The sequence below is a fragment of the Castellaniella sp. genome, assembly GCF_004321985.1.
Taxonomy (GTDB): Bacteria; Pseudomonadota; Gammaproteobacteria; order Burkholderiales; family Burkholderiaceae_B; genus Castellaniella.
Genome location: NZ_SCQN01000042.1, coordinates 48,676 through 65,175 on the forward strand (window position 1 = coordinate 48,676; position 16,500 = coordinate 65,175).

Annotated in this window: 16 protein-coding genes; 15 read left to right on the forward strand and 1 reads right to left on the reverse strand. The window is 63.2% G+C overall.

The features are described from left to right. Positions 1-19: 19 nt before the first annotated feature. Genes EPN31_RS09350 through EPN31_RS09365 form a run of 4 tightly spaced genes read left to right on the forward strand, consistent with a single transcriptional unit; the run spans position 20 to position 3,848 of the window. The gene (locus tag EPN31_RS09350) at positions 20-772 is read left to right on the forward strand and encodes an SDR family NAD(P)-dependent oxidoreductase (RefSeq protein WP_291772384.1); all 753 of its coding nucleotides are present in this window, start codon (positions 20-22) and stop codon (positions 770-772) included. 14 nt (positions 773-786) lie between these two features. After that, the gene (locus EPN31_RS09355) at positions 787-1,512 is read left to right on the forward strand and encodes an SDR family NAD(P)-dependent oxidoreductase (RefSeq protein WP_291772387.1); all 726 of its coding nucleotides are present in this window, start codon (positions 787-789) and stop codon (positions 1,510-1,512) included. Between the two features lie 5 nt (positions 1,513-1,517). After that, entirely contained in the window at positions 1,518-3,227 is a 1,710-nt protein-coding gene (locus EPN31_RS09360; protein ID WP_291772390.1) for an FAD-binding protein, read from the forward strand. A 15-nt stretch (positions 3,228-3,242) separates the two neighbouring features. Continuing rightward, positions 3,243-3,848, forward strand: coding sequence for a glutathione S-transferase (locus EPN31_RS09365; protein WP_291772393.1), 606 nt, complete (start codon positions 3,243-3,245; stop codon positions 3,846-3,848). A 16-nt stretch (positions 3,849-3,864) separates the two neighbouring features. Here EPN31_RS09365 and EPN31_RS09370 read toward each other — a convergent pair whose 3' ends face one another. Then, positions 3,865-4,770, reverse strand: coding sequence for a LysR family transcriptional regulator (locus EPN31_RS09370; RefSeq protein ID WP_291772396.1), 906 nt, complete (start codon positions 4,768-4,770; stop codon positions 3,865-3,867). A 107-nt stretch (positions 4,771-4,877) separates the two neighbouring features. On the opposite strand from EPN31_RS09370, the gene EPN31_RS09375 reads away from it, so the two are divergent. From EPN31_RS09375 to EPN31_RS09425, 11 genes are all read left to right on the forward strand, one after another. After that, complete coding sequence (locus EPN31_RS09375; protein ID WP_291772399.1) at positions 4,878-5,897, forward strand: fumarylacetoacetate hydrolase family protein; 1,020 nt, start codon at positions 4,878-4,880, stop codon at positions 5,895-5,897. A gap of 5 nt (positions 5,898-5,902) precedes the next feature. Beyond that, on the forward strand, positions 5,903-6,547 hold the full coding sequence (gene maiA / locus EPN31_RS09380) for a maleylacetoacetate isomerase (protein WP_291772402.1): 645 nt from the start codon (positions 5,903-5,905) through the stop codon (positions 6,545-6,547). Between the two features lie 54 nt (positions 6,548-6,601). Further along, positions 6,602-7,270, forward strand: a complete 669-nt coding sequence (locus EPN31_RS09385) for a TetR/AcrR family transcriptional regulator (protein WP_291772405.1) — start codon at positions 6,602-6,604, stop codon at positions 7,268-7,270. Positions 7,271-7,382: 112 nt separating this feature from the next. Further along, a complete protein-coding gene (locus EPN31_RS09390) occupies positions 7,383-8,150 on the forward strand; it encodes an ABC transporter permease (RefSeq protein ID WP_291772408.1) in 768 nt (255 codons plus the stop codon). 63 nt (positions 8,151-8,213) lie between these two features. Further along, positions 8,214-9,230: an ABC transporter substrate-binding protein gene (locus EPN31_RS09395; protein WP_291772410.1), complete on the forward strand. Its 1,017-nt coding sequence runs from the start codon at positions 8,214-8,216 to the stop codon at positions 9,228-9,230. Between the two features lie 17 nt (positions 9,231-9,247). After that, positions 9,248-10,027, forward strand: coding sequence for an ABC transporter ATP-binding protein (locus EPN31_RS09400; RefSeq protein ID WP_291772412.1), 780 nt, complete (start codon positions 9,248-9,250; stop codon positions 10,025-10,027). 27 nt (positions 10,028-10,054) lie between these two features. Further along, positions 10,055-11,479, forward strand: coding sequence for an enolase C-terminal domain-like protein (locus EPN31_RS09405; protein WP_291772415.1), 1,425 nt, complete (start codon positions 10,055-10,057; stop codon positions 11,477-11,479). 9 nt (positions 11,480-11,488) lie between these two features. Further along, entirely contained in the window at positions 11,489-12,658 is a 1,170-nt protein-coding gene (locus EPN31_RS09410; RefSeq protein ID WP_291772418.1) for a Gfo/Idh/MocA family oxidoreductase, read from the forward strand. Between the two features lie 11 nt (positions 12,659-12,669). Continuing rightward, on the forward strand, positions 12,670-13,860 hold the full coding sequence (locus tag EPN31_RS09415; RefSeq protein WP_291772421.1) for a dihydrodipicolinate synthase family protein: 1,191 nt from the start codon (positions 12,670-12,672) through the stop codon (positions 13,858-13,860). An 11-nt stretch (positions 13,861-13,871) separates the two neighbouring features. Next, the gene (locus EPN31_RS09420) at positions 13,872-14,735 is read left to right on the forward strand and encodes a sugar phosphate isomerase/epimerase (protein WP_291772423.1); all 864 of its coding nucleotides are present in this window, start codon (positions 13,872-13,874) and stop codon (positions 14,733-14,735) included. A gap of 281 nt (positions 14,736-15,016) precedes the next feature. Further along, positions 15,017-16,459 (forward strand): DEAD/DEAH box helicase, encoded by a 1,443-nt coding sequence (locus EPN31_RS09425; RefSeq protein ID WP_291772425.1) that lies wholly within the window; start codon positions 15,017-15,019, stop codon positions 16,457-16,459. Positions 16,460-16,500 lie beyond the last annotated feature (41 nt).

Sequence of the window (16,500 nt, forward strand, 5' to 3'; positions counted from 1 at the left end):
ATTTGCAAGAGAGGATCGAATGAAATTGCTGGATCAAAAACTGGCGCTGGTCACAGGCGCCTCGGGTGGGCTCGGATCGGCCATCGCGCTGGGCTTCGCCCGCCAGGGCGCCCGCGTCATCGTTGCCGACCTGAACCGGCCGGGTGCTGAAGCCGTCGCCCAGGAAATCCGCGATCTTGGCGGCTCCGCCTGGGCCGAGGCCGTGGACGTCACGGACCGGTCCGCCGTCCGCTCCTGGGCCGACGACCTCCAAACCCGCATGGGCCCCATCGACATCCTGATCAACAACGCCGGGATATCGGGGCGCGCGCGCTTTGACGATCCCCAGTCGGCCGAGGTCTGGGACCGTATCATTTCAGTCAACCTGGAGGGCGTCTTCAACGTCACCCACGCCTTCGTCGAACAGCTCAAGGCGACGCACGGCAGCATCATCAGCCTGTCCTCCATCGTGGCTTTCGCCAGCGGCCCATCGACCGCCGCGTACATCGCCTCCAAGGGAGCGGTACGCTCGCTGACCCAGGCGCTGGCGCGCGACCTGGCCCCGCACGGGGTCCGCGTGAACGCCGTGGCGCCAGGCTTCATGCTGACCGACATGGTGAAACCCCAACTCACCACCCCAGGCGGAACTGACTGGTTCATGAAGCGCGCACCCATGGGGCGTGGCGGCGAACCAGAGGAAATTGTGGGCCCCATCGTCTTCCTGGCTTCCGAGATGGCCAGCTATGTGACGGGCGTCGTGCTGCCGGTGGACGGCGGCTTTCTGTCAGCCTGAGAAAGGAAATACTCATGAATGCAGTGGCATTGGTCACCGGCGCCGCCGGCGGCATGGGACAGGTCATCGTCCGGCGGCTTGCGCAGGATGGATTTTCCGTCGTGGCGGTGGACCGGGCCGAAGCCCCCCTGACCGAACTGGAGCGCCAATTGAAGCCGAAGGGACTGGACATCCGGACATGCGTCGCGGATCTGGCCCGGGAAGCGGACATCGTGGAGCTGATCGACGGGTTGCCCCAGTTGTCGGCGCTGGTCAACAGCGCCGGCCTCTTCGACGAGCGGGACTTCTTCGAACTGACGCAGGAAGACTTCCGCCGCATGTACGAGCTGAACCTGATCGCGGCCGCCACACTCACGCAGCGTGCTGCCGCACGAATGAGCGCCGGCGCCAAGATCATCAACATCGCCTCACGCGCCTATCTGGGTGCACGCCACCACGCGCACTATGTGGCGTCCAAGGCCGCCCTGGTCGGTTACACGCGCGCCAGCGCCATGGAACTCGCGCCCAGGGGAATCCTGGTCAACGCCATCGCACCGGGCCTCATCGACACCCCGATGCTGCGTGCCCTCAGCCCCGAACGGCTTGCAGCACAACTTGCCCTGCAACCCACGGGCAAGGCCGGCACACCGGAGGACATCGCCAACGCGGTGTCCTTCCTGGCGTCACCCGGCATGTCCTTCATCACGGGACAGGTGCTGTTCGTGGACGGCGGCAAATCACTGGGCGGATCGGGAGCCTGATCACCATGGAAAACATCGAATGGAGCCAAACCGTCGACGTGCTGGTCGCGGGTTCGGGAGCGGGCGGGATGTCGGCCGCCCTGACGGCGCATTTTGAAGGGCAGGACGTTCTGCTGATCGAGAAGACCAGCCGGATTGGCGGTTCGACCGCCGTTTCGGGTGGGGCCATCTGGATTCCACTGAACCCCGGCGCGGCTGCAGCCGGCCACGGCGACGATACCTACGAAAAGGTCTGGGAGTATCTACGGCAGATCGTGGGCAACGCCTCCCCGGATGACCTGAAGGAATCCTATCTGCGGAACGGCCCCGACATGCTGGACTACATGCGGGCGCATCAGGTCCTGGACGTGGCGACCCGGGCGTATTCTCCGGACTACTACCCCGACCGCCCCGGCGCCGCACTCGGCGGGCGGGTGGTGGACCCGACCGCATTCGACGGCAAGCAGCTGGGCGGGCATTTCAAAGAGCTGCGCGACCCGCTGAAGGAATTCGTGGTGCTGGGCGGCATGATGGTGACCGTCACCGACGTCTACCACCTGCTCGCGGCCACGCGCTCCCTGAAATCCTTCTGGTATTCCGGCAAGCTGGTCCTGAACTTCTGGCTGGACCGCCTGCGCGGCTACCATCGAGGCACCCGACTGCTGCTGGGCAACGCGCTGGCTGGGCAGTTGTTCCACGCCGTCCTGAAGCACAAGGTTCCCTACCAGCTCGACACTGCGGCACGCCGCCTGCATCGCGACCAAGACGGACGAATCATCGGCATCACGGTGCAGCAGAATGGCACGCAGCGCCATATCCGGACACGCAAGGGCGTCGTCATCGCCACGGGGGGCTTTCCGTGGAACGCGCAGCTTCGCGAGGAATTCTTTCCCAAACCCACGGGCCCCTGGTCCATGTCGCCGGAGGACGACAGTGGCGATGGCATCCTGCTGATGCGAGACGCCGGCGCCGTCATGGGAACTGGTCATGTGGCACCCGCATCCTGGGCGCCCGTCTCCCTATGGACGAAGCCCGACGGCACCGTCACCCGCTACCCGCACCTGGTCTGGGAGCGCGCCAAGCCCGGCCTGATCGCCGTCAATCACAAGGGCGAGCGCTTCGTCAACGAGTCCACGTCATATCACGAATTCGTGAAGGCCATGTACGCATCGGCAGACGGGCCGGAAATTCCGGCCTGGCTATTGTGCGACAGACAATTCATCGATACCTGGGGACTCGGCCTGGCGCTGCCTGGCGGCCGGCCACGCCAGCACCTGATCCGGGACAAGTACTTGGTCGAGGCCCCCACGCTGGCCGCATTGGCGGGGAAGATCGGCGTGGATGCTCGGCGCCTGCAGGCCACCGTGACCCGCTACAACCAGTTCGCCGCCAAGGCCGAAGACCCGGATTTCGGGAAAGGCTCGACGGCCTACAACCGGAACCTGGGCGATCCGTCCCACCAGCCAAACCCCTGCCTGCGCGCGATTGGCGATGGTCCCTACTATGCAGTACAAGTGGTGGCGGGCGACATCGGGACGTCCTGCGGCATCCACACCGATCCAGGCGCCCGTGCCTTGGATGCCGACGGACGGGCCATCCCCGGGCTTTTCGTCGCCGGCAACGACATGCAGTCGGTCTTCGGCGGCACCTACCCGGGGTCGGGCATCACCCTGGGCCCGGCGCTGACCTTCGGCTGGATGGCCGGACGCGCACTGGCCACGATGAACAACGAATAACCGAAAGGAAAACCAATGAAGCTGTACTACTCCACCACATCCCCGTACGTTCGCAAATGCCTGATCGCAGCGCATGAACTCGGTCTCATCGACCAGATCCAGATCGTGCCCGTCGTGACCATGCCCACCCAGCACAATGCGGAACTCATGGGACAGAACCCCCTTTGCAAGCTGCCGACGCTGGTCCTGGAAAACGGGTCGGTGCTCTACGACAGCCGCGTGATCAGCGAATACCTGAATACTCTCGCGGGCGGTTCCCTGATTCCCGAAGGAGACGCACGCTGGGACACACTGGTGCGCCAGTCGCTCGCCGACGGATTGCTGGATGCCGCGCTGCTGATGCGTTACGAATCGGTTCTGCGCCCCAAGGAATTCCAATGGGCCAGCTGGCAACAGACCCAGGAGGACAAGGTTCGCAGCGCACTTCGCCAACTGGAATCGACCGCTGCGAGCTGGGTGAACCGCCTGGATCTGGGCACGATCGCGGCCGCAAGCGCCCTGAGCTACCTCGATCTGCGATTTGCAGAACTGGACTGGCGCGCCAGCGCACCGGTGCTCGAGTCATGGTTTGCCGCGTTCAGCGAACGTCCTTCCATGCGCCAGACCCAGTTCAAGGCCTGAGCATGGCTGCGGGCGCTCAAGCCACCCACGCCTGCTGGCCAACGTGCTCATGCAGATAGGCGACAAACGCCTCGGCGGCCGGAGACAGGCTGGCATGCTGATGGCTGTAGACAAAGAACTGCCGGCGGATCTCCGGATCGTGCAATGGACGCATGCGCAACCCGTAAAGATTCACCAGCGTGCTCGCATAGGTCAGGCACATGGTCACGCCCAAGCCGGCGCTGACCATGCTGAGCGCGGTGCTCATGAACGCCACTTCGTGCCGGGGGCGCATCGCCATCATGGCTACAGTGCCATGCAGATCCATGACGAGCTGCTCGGTGAACTGCCCCTGCAGGGCAATCAGCGGATGACGCACCAGATCGGTCCAGGTGATCCGCTCTTCAGCCTCCAGTGGATGCCCGGCGGGGAAAACAGCCATGAACGGCAGGTCGAACAACGGGTCCGCATCCAGCTCGGTCAGACCCTCCCGGTAAGGTCCGATACTGATGTCCACCTCGCCCCGAAGCGCCTGGGCAATGGCGTCTTCGACGGCGCAGTCGACGAGCCGGATCCGGATATCGGGATGCGCCCGCTGAAAACCGGCAATCACATCCGGCATCAGCGTGCTGGCCATCAGTTGTGGCGCGGCGATGCGCACGACACCGCGCCGCAGCCGCTTGAGTTTGTCGATGTCTTCAAGCGCCCCATCCAGATCACGGAGAAGCCGCGTCGCGACCGAATGAAATTCACGCCCGGCCTCGGACAGATGGATTCTCCGCGTATTGCGATCCACCAGCCGCACCCCCACCTGGCTTTCCAGCTCCTTGATCAGGCCGCTGAGCGCCGACTGGGTGATGTGCAACGATTCGGCGGCGCGGGTAAAGCTCCCGGTCCTGGCGACAGCCGTAAAGGCGCGCAATTGGCGCAGCGTCACATCCATCTGTTGATCCTATGAATCGATGGAGAAAAACCGTTTGAATGATAGCTGGAAACTGCTTCTAATCGTCAATCTGTTCCATAAAACTTCAATCGTCCCCCGGATTCATCATGAAACTCGCCACCCTCAAAACGACCGGCCGTGACGGCCAGCTTATCGTCGTCACCCGCGACCTGTCGCGCTACATCGCCGTGCCGCAGATCGCCGCGACGCTGCAGGCCGCACTGGACGACTGGTCAGACTGCGAGCCGCGACTGCGGGCCGTCTACGACCAACTGAACGCCGGACACGTTGCGGGCGCACAGCCCTTTGACGCCGCCGCCTGCCACTCGCCTCTGCCGCGTGCCTATCAGTGGGCGGACGGATCGGCCTATCTGAATCACGTGGAGCTGGTCCGCCGCGCCCGCAACAGCCAGGTCCCAGCTTCCTTTTTCACCGACCCGCTGATGTACCAAGGGGGGTCGGACTCCTTCATCGGACCGCGCGACCCCATCATCGCCGACAGCGAGGACTGGGGCATCGACATGGAGGCCGAAGTCACGGTGGTGACGGACGACGTCCCCATGGGGACCTCACCTGAGGACGCCATTGCAAGGATCCGCCTGCTGATGCTGGTCAACGACGTGTCATTGCGCGGTCTGATCCCCGGTGAACTCGCCAAGGGCTTCGGCTTCTTCCAGTCCAAGCCCGCCAGCGCATTCTCACCGGTCGCCGTGACCCCCGACGAGCTGGGCAACGCCTGGGCCGGCGGCAAGGTCCACCTGCCCATGCGCGTGGACCTGAACGGTGAGCCGTTCGGGCGCCCCGACGCGGGCCAGGACATGACCTTCCATTTCGGCCAACTCATCGCGCACGCCGCCCACACACGGGATTTGGAAGCCGGCAGCATCATCGGCTCGGGGACTATTTCCAACAAGCAGGGGGGCCTCAACGGTTCCAGCATCCGCAACGGCGGCGTGGGCTATTGCTGTATCGCCGAAGTCCGCATGTACGAAACTATCGAGACCGGCAAGCCGTCGACGCCCTTCATGCACTTCGGCGACCGGGTGCGCATCCACATGGAGGACGCCCAGGGACAGGATATTTTCGGCACAATCGACCAGGTGGTCACGCAGCGCACAGGAGCCTGAATACCATGTACCAGCTCTATTCGTACTTCCGCAGCTCGGCGGCCTACCGGGTGCGCATCGCGCTGGGCCTGAAAGGCCTGGACTTCGCACTGACCCCGGTGCACCTGCTCAGGCACGGCGGAGAGCAAAACCAGGCCGAATACCGCCGCATCAACCCCGAAGGCCTGGTTCCGGCGCTGGTCCAGGGCGGGACGGTCCTCACCCAATCCCTGGCGATCATCGAGTATCTGGACGAGGTCCACGGCCCGCGCTCGCTCCTGCCCGACAATCCGCTGGCGCGCGCCCGTGTCCGCGCGCTCGCCCTGCAGGTCGCCTGCGATATCCATCCGCTGAACAACCTGCGGGTCCTGCGCTGGCTGGCCCACGAGATGCAGGCTGAACAGCCCGTCCGCGATACCTGGTACCGGCACTGGGTCACATTGGGATTCGATGCACTGGAAGCCAGTCTGCAGTCTCCGGACACCGGCCTGTGCTGCCACGGCGATACGCCCGGTCTGGCCGACTGCTGCCTGATCCCGCAGGTCTACAACGCCCGACGTTATGAAATGGACCTGTCGGCATGGCCAACGATCGCCCGCATCGCTGAGCATTGCAACACACTGCCCGCGTTCCATGCGGCCAGACCGGAGGCACAGCCAGACGCGGAATGAAGGCCCCGCTAACGAACAGAACATCTGGCCGCAGAGATCTGTAAAATTCCGGGCATGGCACCCTCCCGTCTTGCACCGAGCAACCCCGCTTCGCGCGATACCGACCGTTCGCAGGCCACCATCCTGCGCGCGGCGCGCGATGAATTCTCGGATCATGGGTTCGCCGGCGGACGGGTCGACCGCATCGCGGATCGTGCGGGGGTCAACAAACGCCTCATCTACTACTACTTTGGCAATAAGAACGAGCTGTTCCTCTCGGTGCTGGAAAACGCATACGCAGACATCCGCAACGCGGAAAAAGGGCTGCACCTGGACCAGCTGCAACCCACCGACGCGCTGCGCACGCTGATCCGCTTCACCTGGCACTACGTCCTCGAACATCCCGAATTCCCGTCCCTGCTGGGTAGCGAAAACCTGATGCGCGCCAGCCACCTGAAGAAATCCAAAAAGATCCGGGACATGCACTCCCCCTTCGTGAAGATGCTGGACACACTGTTGACCCGCGGGCACGAACAGGGGATTTTTCGTGCAGGCATCGACCCCGTGCAGCTCTACATCTCGATCGCCGCGCTAGGATTTTTCTACCTCGGCAATAACGCGACGCTATCCGTCATCTTCGGCAAAGACCTGAAGGCGACCAAAGAGCTGGACGAACGCCTTGCCCATATGACGGAACTCGTCGTGGGCTACGCCACGAACGTCACCACGCCGCTCACGATCTGACCCCCGCACTGGCGGCCGCCAGGGATTACCCTAGCGGCCGTTGACAGCCCAAGACTGTGATCCGCATAATTCACCAGACGGTGAATTAACGCCCTCTTTCCGAGAGTCGCTGATGCTGCGTAAGTTGATGATGTCGCCGGCCATTCGGCCGATCTTGCTGGTCGTCTTCCTGGTGGTGCTATGGGATCTGACGATCCGCATCTTCCACATCCAGCCATATCTCATCCCGCCCCCCGCCAAGGTCTTGACGCAACTGATCGAGCAGTGGCCAATGCTGCTGACACAGAGCTACTTCACCACTGAAGCGACGGTCTGGGGGTTCCTGCTGTCCATCGCCGTCGGCGTGCCCATCGCCATGGTGATCGCCTACTCACGGCTGATCGAATCCTACGTCTATCCGCTTCTGGTGTTCTCGCAGAGTGTCCCTAAGGTCGCCATCGCGCCGCTCTTCGTCGTGTGGTTCGGCTTCGGCATCCTGCCCAAGATCATCACTGCGTTCCTGCTGGGTTTCTTCCCCATCGTGGTCGCCACGGTCATGGGCTTCAAGTCCGTTGAATCGGACATGCTGGACCTGGCGCGTTCCATGGGTGCGAGCCGCCTGCAGACCTTCATCAAGATCAGCCTGCCAGCCGCGCTCCCTGCGCTTTTCAGCGGGCTCAAGGTCTCGGTCACGCTTGCCGTGGTGGGCGCAGTGGTCGGCGAATTCGTCGGATCCAATTCCGGGATCGGCTATGTGCTGCAGGTCGCCAATGGCAACTTCGACCTGCCACTGATGTTCGCCGGGCTGGTTCTGCTGTCAGTCATCGGAGTGCTGCTGTTTGCAATCGTCGATCTCGTCGAACAGTTCATGATCCCGTGGCACGTATCTGTGCGCAAATAGTTCCGGCGACGGCTGACCACACTGAATTTTCAAAAAGGGGCACGGAGCCCTGGGAGACACTTCATGATCAACAAGCTCATCAAAGCAGGTCTGGGTCTGGCGCTGTCAGCCGTGATGCTGGGTACCGCCGCCGTTCCGGCACAGGCTCAGCAAAAGCCGAAGGACAAAGTTTCCCTGATGCTGAACTGGTATCTGTACAGCGAACACGCCCCATTCTTCCTGGGAAAGAAGCTGGGCTACTACGCTGATGAAGGCATAGACCTGGACATCCAGGAGGGCCGCGGCTCTGCCGTGACGGCCCAGGCCGTTGCAGCACAGTCCGTCCAGTTCGGCTACATCGACGTAACCACCATGATCAAGGCCGCCGCCCGGGGTGCACCATTGATTTCCACCGGTGTGCTGTTCCAGATCAGCCCGATGTCGGTCATGGCCTTCGAGGACAAGAACATTCGCACGCCCAAGGAGATCATCGGCAAGACCGTCGCCGTGACGCCTGGGGACGCGCTGTCGCAGGTCTGGCCGATCTTCCTGAAGGTCAACCACATCGATCCCACCCAGATCAAGACCGTTTCGGGCGATGCTCAGACCAAGCTGAACGCGGTCATGACCGGGCGAGCCGACATGCTGCTGGGTTACGTCATGGACCAGGCCATCAAGTTGCAAGACGCAACCGGCAGAAAGGTCTATCCAATTCGCTTTGCGGACTATGGCGTCAACCAGATCAGCTCGGGAATCGTGGTCAACAAGGAATGGCTTGCCAAGAACCAGGATCTGACGCGGCGCTTCATGCGGGCCTCGACACGAGCCGTGGAAGCAGCCGTCAAGGATCCGCAGGCGGCAGTGGACGCCATGCTGGAAGCCAAGCCCAAGGCGGGGGTGGCCGCCACGCTGCTCATCGGTCTGCAGCGCAGCATCGCCCTCTACCACACCAAGGAAACCAAAGGCCAGCCGCCTTTCCGCGTCACCATGGGCAACGTGGACAAGTCTCTGAACCTGCTGGTCGAATATGGCGCCATCGACAAGGACCACCGTGGCAAACCCGGCGACTACGTGACGCTGGACTATCTCCCGAAGAACTAATCCCGACTCTGGTCCTCATGTCTGACGATATCCTCATCCAGGCCCACGGCGTCACCAAGGTCTATCAGACCCGCGACGGTGCGGTTGAATCTCTCAAGCCGCTGGATTTCGCGATCCACAAGGGAGAATTCGTCTCGGTGGTCGGCCCATCAGGATGCGGCAAGAGCACCTTGCTCAAGATGGTGGCCGGCCTGCTGCCCGTGACGGCGGGGACACTCTCGCTCGGCGGCCAACCCATCACGGCGCCACGAAAGGATGTGGGTATCGTTTTTCAGAGCGCCGTACTGCTGGCATGGCGCGACGTACTGAGCAATATCCTGCTGCAGGCGGAAATGCGGCACATGCCCAAGGGATCTGCACGCGCCAGAGCGCTAGAACTCATCAAAATGGCGGGGCTGGCGGGCTTCGAGAAGAAATATCCCTGGCAGCTCTCGGGCGGCATGCAGCAGCGCGCATCCATCTGCCGCGCCTTGCTGCACGATCCCCCATTGCTTCTGATGGACGAGCCCTTCGGGGCGCTAGATGCCATGACGCGCGAAAACATGAACCTGGAGCTTCAAAGGATCTGGGCTGAATCGCGCAAAACGGTTCTCCTGATCACCCACAGCATCCCTGAGGCCATTTTCCTTTCGGACAGAGTCATCGTCATGAGCGAACGGCCTGGATCCATCGCAGCCATCTACGACATCCAACTGCCCCGGATGCGTTCACTGGACGTGATGGGTACCCCCGAATTCGCGTCATACGCCAAGCAGATCCGCAAGCACTTCTACTCCGAAGGCATCCTGGATCAATAGGCACACCGTCGGCTGAGAATCACCATCATGTCCGCCCCCCTCTTTCGCATCGACGACATCCGCCTGGCCGAACGCGACGTGGCGCTGCGCCTGCCCTTCCGGTTTGGGAGCGCGACGGTCCGCAGTTGCCCGCAGGCCTTCGCACAGGTGCGGATCCGCTTCGGAGACGGCGCAACGGCGACCGGCCACGCAGCTGAAATGATGATTCCGAAGTGGTTCGACAAACGCCCCGCGCTGTCGCAGGACGACAACGTCCGCCAACTGCGGGATGCGCTGGCGATGGCACGAGACGCCTACCGATCGGACTCGGCACCCAGTACTGCCTGGGGACACTTTGCAAGGTGGTACACGGATTTGCAGTCCGCTGCCGCCAAGCGCGATCTGCCCGCGTTGGTGGCATCCTACGGCCCGGCCCTGCTGGATCGCGCCATCCTGGACGCCTTGTGCCATCACCTGAAGCTAAGCTTCGGCCAGGCCATGACAGCCAATATCCCTGGCATGAACCCGGCCGACAGCGGCTTGGTCAGCGATCTTCGCGATTTCGACTTCAATGCCTTCCTGGCCGCGCACGACGCAAGCAGCATGGACCGGAAAATTGCCGCCAGGCACACGGTCGGCCTGGCGGATGCGTTGACAGGCGCTCCGGCGGGTCTTCCCGAAGACGGCCTGCCCGTCACGCTGGCGCAGGCCGTCGCCCGCTACGGCCATGACTACTTCAAGATCAAATTGTCGGGCGACACGGCGGCCGACCTGCGGCGCCTGGCGGACATCACTGCCGTCATCAGTCAAAACATGCGACTGGTCTCGCTGGACGGCAATGAACAGTTCGAAGATCAGGCCCACCTGGCGCAATTCACGGAAGCGCTGGAACGGCATCCGGATCTTGGCCCGCTGCGCGCGCACCTGGCCTACATCGAGCAGCCCCTTCCGCGGTCCAGCACACTGACCAGCGATCTCTCTGCACGGAAGCAGCCGTACGCCCTTCTGATCGACGAATCGGACGCCACGCTGGACTCGTTCCTCGAGGCCAGACCGCTCGGATACACCGGCGTCTCCAGCAAATCCTGCAAGGGCTTCTACAAGTCCGTGATCAACGCAGCACGCTGCGCGCACTGGCCGGTCAGCGACGGACGCCCCTACTTTCTGTCTGCGGAAGACCTCACCATGCAGGCAGGAATCGGGGTCCAGCAGGATCTGGCGCTGGTGGGCTGGCTCGGACTCGAGCATGTCGAGCGCAACGGCCACCACTACGTCAACGGGCTGGCCGGTACCCCGGACACAGAACAAAACCAGTTTCTGTCGCAATTTCCGGCTCTGTACGAACGCAGCAACGGCGCCGTACGCCTGCATATCGCACAAGGCCGGATCGATCTGTCGGATCTGGACTGCCCAGGCTTTGCCACGGGTACGGACGAACCCATCACCTGGAGCACTCTGCGCTCCACACACTGAAGGAATGTCATGAAGACACAACGTCTTGGAATCATCATGCATGGCGTCACCGGCCGCATGGGAACCAATCAGCACCTGATCCGCTCGATCGCAGCGATTCGCCGCCAGGGCGGTGTCGCGCTGCCAAACGGCGACAAGGTCATGCCCGATCCTATCCTGGTGGGGCGCAATCTGGACAAGGTGCGAGCTCTCGCGGCGGCGAACGGGGTCGAACGCTGCACCGACGATCTGGCCGGCGCACTGGCCAATGCCGACGACACCGTCTTCTTCGACGCAGGCACCACGCTGATGCGGCCCCAGCTTCTCACACAGGCCATCGCTGCCGGGAAGCACATTTACTGCGAAAAACCTATCGCAACGGGCCTGGAAGAAGCCATGAGGGTCTGCGAACTTGCGCGCAGCGCCGGCATCAAGCACGGCGTCGTCCAGGACAAGCTTTTCCTGCCGGGACTGCGCAAGCTCGACATGCTTCGCCGCTCGGGCTTCTTCGGACGCATGCTCTCGGTGCGCATCGAATTCGGCTACTGGGTCTTCGAAGGCGATCTCCAGCCGACCCAGCGCCCTTCCTGGAACTCCCGCAAGGAAGACGGTGGCGGCATGATCCTGGACATGTTCTGCCACTGGCGTTACGTGCTGGACAACCTGTTCGGCACGGTCCAGTCCGTTTCGTGCCTGGGGACCACGCACATTCCCCAGCGCTGGGACGAGCAGGGCACCCCCTTCAAGGCGACCGCCGACGACGCGGCCTATGCGACATTCCAGCTCAAGGGCCACAACGGCGAACCGGTAATTGCGCAGGTCAACTGCTCCTGGGCCACTCGTGTGCGGCGCGACGATCTGGTCACCTTCCAGGTCGACGGCACCCATGGTTCCGCCGTCGCGGGCCTGACCGGATGCGTGGCACAGTCCCGCGTCAACACGCCCCGCCCCGTCTGGAACCCGGACGAAAAGCAGAAGATGCCATTCCTGGAGCAATGGCAAGAAGTACCGGACACGGAGACCTACGACAACGGCTTCAAGATTCAGTGGGAGCACTTCATTCGCCACGTCGTGGCCGACACCCCGTTCCGCTGGACATTGGAAGAAGGCGCAAAAGGCGTGCAGCTCGTCGAGAAGGCCCTGCAAAGCTGGGAGGAGCGGCGCTGGATCGACGTACCCGCCCTCTTCCCGCAACCCTGAGGAAGGCTCTCATGACCACATCCCTGCAACTGCCCGGTTCGACGGGCAAAATCGAACACTACACGCTGCAAGGCGACCCCATCCGCAGGCCGCCCGGCAACGCCGCATTCAATCGGGTGGCCTACTCGGCAGCGCACGTGGTGGCTGATCCGCTGGCCGCCGGAAATCCCTGGACCGAGTGTCACATCGACTGGGACACCACGATCGCGTACCGACGACATCTATGGTCGCTGGGGCTGGGAGTGGCCGAAGCAATGGACACCGCGCAACGCGGCATGGGGCTGGACTGGGCAACTTCGCTGGAACTCATCCGGCGATCACTGGATGCCGCGCGGGACATCCCCGGCGCCCGCATCGCCTCAGGATGCGGGACGGACCATTTGGATCCCTCACAAGCGCGCAGCGTCGACGACGTGATCCACGCCTACGAAACCCAGGCGGATGCCATCGAGGCCCTGAACGGGCGCCTGATTCTCATGGCGAGCCGGGCGCTGGTCCGGGTGGCGCGCAGCCCGGACGACTATGTTCGGGTCTATGACCGGATCCTGAGTCAGGTCAAGGAACCCGTCATTCTCCACTGGCTGGGCGACATGTTCGACCCTCAGCTGAAGAATTACTGGGGCGACGAAGACCTCTCCAAGGCCACCGACACGGTCCTGGCTGTCATCGCAAACCACGCCGGGAAGGTGGACGGCATCAAGATCTCGCTGCTGGACAAGACGCGCGAAATCGATCTGCGCCGCCGGCTTCCGGCACATGTCCGCATGTATACCGGCGATGATTTCAACTACGCGGAACTCATCGCAGGAGACGGCGAGGGCGATCTGCCGAACCATCGGTACAGCGACGCGCTGCTCGGAATCTTCGACGCGATTGCACCGGCCGCCAGCGCGGCCCTGGCGGCACTCGCCGCCGGCGACATCCAGCAATTCAAGAAGATCCTCGCACCTACCGTCCCGCTGTCGCGTCATATCTTCGCCGCTCCAACCCGCTTCTACAAAACCGGGGTGGTCTGCATGGCTTGGCTCAACGGCCATCAGAATCACTTCTGCATGGTGGGCGGCCAACAAAGCGCGCGTTCCACGCTGCACATGGCGGAACTGTTCCGCCTCGCCGATCGGGCAGGAGTCCTGGAGAGCCCCGAGCTGGCCACGAGGCGCATGCGCCAGTGGCTGGAGATCCACGGAATTCCTCAGGACTGAAGGGCCCAGCCATGCGCGACCTATCCGCAAATCACGATCTCATGTCGCTCAACACGGCGACAGTACGCAAGCAGTGGCGCCTGGATCAGATCATCGACGAGTGTGCCAGGCGCAACATACGGGCCATCTCACCGTGGCGCGATCAGGTCGCGGCCGTCGGCCTTGACGTCGTCGCCCGGCGGCTGCGCGAGGCGGGGATCCGACTTTCAGGCTACTGCCGAGGCGGCTTCTTCCCGGCGGCCGACGCCTCCGGCCTGGCTGCGGCGCTCCAGGACAACCGGGTAGCCATCGACGAAGCCAAGACCCTGGGAGCCCCGTGCGTAGTGCTCGTCGTAGGTTCCCTGCCAGGCGCCCTGCAGGGCCGGCCGGCATACACGGATCTGAACCGCGCCCGGCACGAAGTGCATGACGGCATCGCCGCAACTCTGGAATACGCACGAAGCGTCCAGATGCCCCTGGCTATCGAGCCCCTGCACCCCATGCAGGCTGCGGAGCGGGCCTGCATCAACACGCTGGAGCAGGCCCTGGATTTATGCGATGAGCTGGATCCGGCACAAAGCGGAATGCTGGGAGTCGCCGTCGACATCTATCACGTCTGGTGGGACCCAAAACTCTACGCCCAAATCCGGCGGGCTGGCAAAAAACGCCTGCTTGCCTACCACGTCTGCGACTGGCTCACTCCAACTGCGGACCTGCTCAACGACCGTGGGATGATGGGGGACGGCGTCGTCGAACTCAAGCCCATCCGCAACCAGATGGAAGAGTCCGGCTACGCGGGCTACTGCGAGGTGGAGATCTTCTCGGAGCACTGGTGGGGTCTGCCCGGAGGCGCGGTGCTCGACACCTGTGTGGAACGGCACAAGACCGTGGTGTGATCGAGGCACATGATCAATCACCGAGCCGTCAACCGTGAACAATTCCATCTCACGCCTTCAGATGCGGCTCGGAATTTGACATAACCTCAAGTTCATGTCAAAATCGCCGATTGCCTGTTTTCTGACCCTCTGACCTAGCCCGCACTTCCTGCGTGCCATCCAGGTTGATCCGGTCGACACACGCGACTGACCGCTGCAGCAGACCTTTGCAGCGCCAACCTGGCGAGATTCCACTTTTCATCTCGCAGCACACTGCCCACCCATCTGGGCACAGGGAACTCATGTCTTTCGAAACACTGGGGTTAGGCCCCGAACTCGTCTCCGCCTTGCACGAACAAGGTATCGATACCCCCACGCCTGTTCAGGCAGCCGCCATCCCGCAGGCGCTGGCCGGACGCGATCTGATTGTGTCGTCGCAAACCGGCAGCGGGAAGACCGCTGCCTTCATGCTGCCGGCGCTGGAGCGGCTGAGCCACCATAGCGGCACCGGTGGACGCGGCGTCCAGGTCCTGGTGCTGGCGCCGACGCGTGAACTCGCCATGCAGGTGGCGGATGCCACACGCGACTACAGCAACCATCTCAAACAGTTGCGCGTGGCCACGGTCGTGGGCGGCATGCCTTACGGTGCACAGATCAAATCGCTGGCCCGACGCGTTGACGTACTGGTGGCGACCCCAGGTCGCCTGATCGACCATCTGCAGGCACGGCGCGTCAACCTGTCCACGGTTCAGGCCCTGGTGCTGGACGAGGCCGACCGCATGCTAGACATGGGCTTCATCGAAGACATCGAAGCCATCGTCAGCCGCACGCCTGAAACCCGGCAGACACTGCTGTTTTCAGCCACGCTGGATGGGAAGGTCGCACACCTGACGGCGAATCTGCTGCGCGACCCGCAGCGCATCGAGATCGCACCCACCCAGAAAGACCATTCGAACATCCAGCAGCACCTGCTGTACGCCGACGACGGGTCGCACAAGCGCTCGCTGCTCGACCACCTGCTGCGCGATCCCGACCTGGATCAGGCCATCGTATTTACCGCCACCAAACACGGCGCCGATGAACTGGCCGGCCACTTGTCCGACCAGGGATTCCCTGTGGCCGCGTTGCACGGCGACATGAACCAGCGCCAACGCACCCGGACGATGGAACTGCTGCAAAAAGGCCGCGTACGCGTCCTGGTGGCCACTGACGTCGCGGCCCGCGGCATCGATGTTCAGGCGATCAGCCACGTCGTGAACTTCGACCTGCCGATGCAGGCTGAAGACTACGTTCACCGGATTGGCCGCACCGGGCGCGCCGGGCGTTCAGGACAGGCGTTCACGCTGGCGGTGCCGGCCGAACGGCACAAGATCCGCCGGATCGAACACTTCATCGGCCACGCGATTCCCGCTGAAACCATCCAGGGCCTGGAGCCCAAGCGCGCTGTCCGCCCCACCTACAAGGACCACCCCAGAAAGGCACGTCCGCAAGGCAGTCGGCCGACCACCAAAACCCCCTGGCACAAAGAGGGCAGCGCGGTAGAGAACAAATCGCCATGGCACAAGGACTCGGCCGCGCCCCGCGCCAAGTCCCCGTGGCAGAAGGACGCGAACGCAGCCGGCGCCAAGGGCCGTCCCGCACGGGACTCCCGCCCCGGAAAACCCAACGGCAAACACGGCTCCGCTCAGCAGCCCCACGACAACCGCCGCAGCGCCGGTCGCTATCCCCAACAGGCAAGCTACTGATGCGAGGGCGGCAGTCGCCGCCTATCGCAGGTCACGGGAGC

Bases quoted from the DNA above. Each gene is read 5' to 3' on its own strand.
- EPN31_RS09350 (WP_291772384.1), top strand. From the start codon at position 20: ATGAAATTGCTGGATCAAAAACTGGCGCTGGTCACAGGCGCCTCGGGT.
- EPN31_RS09355 (WP_291772387.1), top strand. From the start codon at position 787: ATGAATGCAGTGGCATTGGTCACCGGCGCCGCCGGCGGCATGGGACAG.
- EPN31_RS09360 (WP_291772390.1), top strand. From the start codon at position 1,518: ATGGAAAACATCGAATGGAGCCAAACCGTCGACGTGCTGGTCGCGGGT.
- EPN31_RS09365 (WP_291772393.1), top strand. From the start codon at position 3,243: ATGAAGCTGTACTACTCCACCACATCCCCGTACGTTCGCAAATGCCTG.
- EPN31_RS09370 (WP_291772396.1), bottom strand. From the start codon at position 4,770: ATGGATGTGACGCTGCGCCAATTGCGCGCCTTTACGGCTGTCGCCAGG.
- EPN31_RS09375 (WP_291772399.1), top strand. From the start codon at position 4,878: ATGAAACTCGCCACCCTCAAAACGACCGGCCGTGACGGCCAGCTTATC.
- maiA (WP_291772402.1), top strand. From the start codon at position 5,903: ATGTACCAGCTCTATTCGTACTTCCGCAGCTCGGCGGCCTACCGGGTG.
- EPN31_RS09385 (WP_291772405.1), top strand. From the start codon at position 6,602: ATGGCACCCTCCCGTCTTGCACCGAGCAACCCCGCTTCGCGCGATACC.
- EPN31_RS09390 (WP_291772408.1), top strand. From the start codon at position 7,383: ATGCTGCGTAAGTTGATGATGTCGCCGGCCATTCGGCCGATCTTGCTG.
- EPN31_RS09395 (WP_291772410.1), top strand. From the start codon at position 8,214: ATGATCAACAAGCTCATCAAAGCAGGTCTGGGTCTGGCGCTGTCAGCC.
- EPN31_RS09400 (WP_291772412.1), top strand. From the start codon at position 9,248: ATGTCTGACGATATCCTCATCCAGGCCCACGGCGTCACCAAGGTCTAT.
- EPN31_RS09405 (WP_291772415.1), top strand. From the start codon at position 10,055: ATGTCCGCCCCCCTCTTTCGCATCGACGACATCCGCCTGGCCGAACGC.
- EPN31_RS09410 (WP_291772418.1), top strand. From the start codon at position 11,489: ATGAAGACACAACGTCTTGGAATCATCATGCATGGCGTCACCGGCCGC.
- EPN31_RS09415 (WP_291772421.1), top strand. From the start codon at position 12,670: ATGACCACATCCCTGCAACTGCCCGGTTCGACGGGCAAAATCGAACAC.
- EPN31_RS09420 (WP_291772423.1), top strand. From the start codon at position 13,872: ATGCGCGACCTATCCGCAAATCACGATCTCATGTCGCTCAACACGGCG.
- EPN31_RS09425 (WP_291772425.1), top strand. From the start codon at position 15,017: ATGTCTTTCGAAACACTGGGGTTAGGCCCCGAACTCGTCTCCGCCTTG.